At 43.8% G+C, this 3,303-nt stretch carries 5 protein-coding genes; 2 read left to right on the forward strand and 3 right to left on the reverse strand.

Features of this window, described 5'->3' with window-relative positions; translation table 11 throughout:
* Positions 1 to 75 precede the first annotated feature (75 nt).
* Positions 76 to 345: a hypothetical protein gene (locus QUA47_RS07935; protein ID WP_333430346.1), complete on the forward strand. Its 270-nt coding sequence runs from the start codon at positions 76 to 78 to the stop codon at positions 343 to 345.
* 167 nt (positions 346 to 512) lie between these two features.
* Here QUA47_RS07935 and QUA47_RS07940 read toward each other — a convergent pair whose 3' ends face one another.
* Entirely contained in the window at positions 513 to 698 is a 186-nt protein-coding gene (locus QUA47_RS07940) for a hypothetical protein (protein ID WP_333430347.1), read from the reverse strand.
* Between the two features lie 23 nt (positions 699 to 721).
* Complete coding sequence (locus QUA47_RS07945) at positions 722 to 958, reverse strand: hypothetical protein (RefSeq protein WP_333430348.1); 237 nt, start codon at positions 956 to 958, stop codon at positions 722 to 724.
* Positions 959 to 1,029: 71 nt separating this feature from the next.
* Here QUA47_RS07945 and QUA47_RS07950 point away from each other — a divergent pair, with 71 nt between their 5' ends.
* A complete protein-coding gene (locus tag QUA47_RS07950) occupies positions 1,030 to 2,232 on the forward strand; it encodes a phytochelatin synthase family protein (RefSeq protein WP_333430349.1) in 1,203 nt (400 codons plus the stop codon).
* Positions 2,233 to 2,637: 405 nt separating this feature from the next.
* Here QUA47_RS07950 and QUA47_RS07955 read toward each other — a convergent pair.
* On the reverse strand, positions 2,638 to 3,303 hold a 666-nt coding region (locus QUA47_RS07955), incomplete at its 5' end, for a WD40 repeat domain-containing protein (protein ID WP_333430350.1).

A 3,303-nucleotide genomic window follows, 5' to 3' on the forward strand; every position in this document is an offset into this window, starting at 1 on the left:
GAGGTACTGGAATAATAATGAATCCTCCTGTATTTATTGTTTTAAGCACTGCCTAGCCCTTAACTGAACCGTATTGTGCTCGATACGAATGTTGCTCGGATTTTACAGCGTTTTTTTGGGATTGACGGCGGTAAGGTAAAATCGCGATCGCCCGAACTTTGGGAAGCCGCAGAACGAGTCGCTCCCAAACAGCAAGTCGGGCCCTGGAATTTGGGTTTGCTGGACTTCGGGGCGGCAGTTTGTACCGCAAGAAACCCCCGCTGCGGCGAGTGTCCGCTGCAACAGCAGTGCGAGTACAAAATTAGCAGCGAAGTCAATTCTAGGCTCATTGCCGAACTCAGTTGACAAATTTTGTGCAGTTATTGTAGGGGCGGTTCAAAACAATTTCTGACTCAAACCAACAATCTCAAACACCCGCCCCACCCAATGGTAAATACTATTAATTAACTGTGATACAGCGGAAGTTATATCGGAAATTTAGTACCTTTACCATGTTGCTAAAAACACTTTAACTATCCTTTTTGCGTCTCTACAATTAGCCGATATCTGAGAGTAATTTTGACAAAATTGCTGGTTCTGCCCACTAAAAATGGAGCAGGACGTGGCGCTGTGAGATATTTGCTAATTCCCGTATCGTTATCAGCGACCTCAATATAAATCCCCTGAGCATCGACCACCTCAGTGCCAATCCAAATCATCGGCTTAACTTTGATTGCAACTCTTACAACTCTTGAGCTGACTCTTCTAAAACATCGATCGCGTGAGTGAGGATATTCAGAAAAGCTTGATTGAGCCGAGCTGCATAACGCTCAATCTGTGGCAAATTTCCGACTTGTTTCATCAGCTTGATGTCTAGCCGTCCCTCGCCAATGGTCACGTTTTTTAAATTAGCACCCAGAAAGTCCAACCTTCGCAGCGTTTTATTGCTAAAATTGAAAAAAATAGTAAATAAGTGCATTCATCATTATCTATGTGAGGATATTGCATAATATTTATTAGCACCATAACCAATAAGGGTTAAAACACTCAATGTCTGCTCAAGGGTTTTATCGTCGTTCACTCCCCGATTCTGCTATTGCCTTTTCCTCGGTAGAGGGAAAGCAAATATTTCGAGAAGCGTTGGCATTGGGAGGTATGGAAGGGTATTTTGCTCTAGCGGAGCAGTTTCATACTCAAGCAGAACCCGCTTTTTGTGGATTGGGTAGTTTAGTGGTTGTTCTTAATGCCTTATCCATCGATCCGGGTCGCATTTGGAAAGGGGTGTGGAGATGGTATGGAGAGGAATTTTTAGACTGTTGCTTACCTCTTTCAGTCATTAAAGAAAACGGTATCACCTTTGATGAGTTTGTCTGTATCGCACGTTGCAACGGTGCTGTTGTAAAACCTAACCGTTACTACCAAAGCAGCTTGGAAAACTTTCGGCAAGCAGTTGAGGATGTGACTGCGGCGTCAGGTGATATTCATCTAGTTGCTTCCTATAGCCGAAAGGTATTGGGACAAACGGGTGATGGTCACTTTTCACCAATTGGTGGCTATCATCCACAACGGGATCTAGTTCTTCTGCTGGATGTTGCCCGTTTCAAATATCCACCTCACTGGGTTTCTTTGCCTTTGTTATGGCAAGCATTTGAACCTGTCGATCCCGTCACTAATCAAGGTCGAGGTTATATTGTATTGCAGAAGAGTGAAGGGTTGCCAGAAACCTTTTTTCATGTTGCTTGTGATTTACATCAGTGGCGTAGTGTTGCTCCTTACTTTACAGAAATACTCCCAGACATTCTGAGAAAAGAGCAACCGGATTCAATTGCTTCATTTGTCAGTACCATCCTGCACCATTTGCCTGTTGAGTTCACAACTATGGTGAATACCTCCTCAGAGACGGCAGAGACACTTGAGAAATTACGGGCAGCTATTGAGTTAAATTCACTGTTTGATATTGTTCACCAATGCTTGTCAAGCGATGACTCGGATGCAATGCCTGTTGTACGGAAGTGGCCGCAACAGCCATTCGTAGCAGAGATAATAACAGCAATATTACTGTCGTGCCCCGAAACGCTCTATGCAACTCTCAAACCCGAGTTACGACACTGGTTTAGTGAGGTTCGCCACCTTGAGAAACTACTCCCTCCCTTAAATGTAGAGATATCTAGATTGAGAGAACAAATGTCCGCACTCCAGGAGTTTTACACTTTATATTCAAAGGGACATCAGTGCAATATCCCTCTGAGTTAGCACCTACCCCCTTTTGAACTCCTCAAACCTCGCCTAACTACAAAAGTGAAAATTAAATAGCAAGATTTAATAATACTATTTGATAGCGAACGAAATGCTAAAAAATTATCAGGAAGGGGTTGATGTCATTAAAGAGTTTGCGACTGTGCATGGAACGAATTTTCAATTGTTGGAGTTGCCAGCGTTAGATTAATCTCGGAAAGGATTGGGCCAGCAAACACCGAGGAATGCCTTGGAACAATTGCTGGCGGCAGTTGTGGATAAATGCGGCAGCGAAATATTAGGGTTGTGACTGATGCGAGTGAGGAATGGACGACGGCAAAGGTGGAAGTGGTGGTGAAAAAGAGTGTGGTTTGAGTTAGGAGTAGAGAAAAGTTTAAGAAATCTACTTTTTCTTTTCCTCTTCTACTGGTCGGTGAGGTAGCTGGCGCACATCTCTTTATCGTCTTTTGTGACATTAGGATGGGTTTTCAGATAATCGCTGACCCAATTGCAGCCTTCTGACATATTGCTTTCTAAGTTATTATCGACCTTCCACAGTTTCACGGTATTGCCAATACCTGTAGTTGCCAGAGTTTGACTGTCGGGACTCCAACTCATACTATAAGTAGAAAAGCCAAATTCTTGATGACCGCTAAGAGTTTGCAGGAGTTTGCCTTGTTTACTCCACAGTTTCACCGTCTTGTCCTCACTTGCAGAAGCTAGAGTTTGACCATCGGGACTCCAACTCACATTCGAGACATATTCTTGATGACCAGTAAGAGTTTGCAGGAGTTTGCCTTGTTTACTCCACAGTTTCACCGTCTTGTCTCCACTTGCAGAAGCTAGAGTTTGACCATCGGGACTCCAACTCACATTCGAGACATATTCTTGATGACTGCTAAGAGTTTGCAGGAGTTTGCCTTGTTTACTCCACAGTTTCACCGTCTTGTCATAACTTGCAGAAGCTAGAGTTTGACCATCGGGACTCCAACTCACATTCGAGACACCTTCTTGATGACCAGTAAGAGTTTGCAGGAGTTTGCCTTGTTTACTCCACAGTTTCACCGTCTTGTCTCCACTTGCAGAAGC

Origin of the sequence: Microcoleus sp. MON2_D5, assembly GCF_036701905.1 — a bacterium.
GTDB lineage: Bacteria > Cyanobacteriota > Cyanobacteriia > Cyanobacteriales > Microcoleaceae > Microcoleus.

Bases quoted from the DNA above. Each gene is read 5' to 3' on its own strand.
- QUA47_RS07950 (WP_333430349.1), top strand. From the start codon at position 1,030: ATGTCTGCTCAAGGGTTTTATCGTCGTTCACTCCCCGATTCTGCTATT.
- QUA47_RS07940 (WP_333430347.1), bottom strand. From the start codon at position 698: ATGATTTGGATTGGCACTGAGGTGGTCGATGCTCAGGGGATTTATATT.
- QUA47_RS07945 (WP_333430348.1), bottom strand. From the start codon at position 958: ATGCACTTATTTACTATTTTTTTCAATTTTAGCAATAAAACGCTGCGA.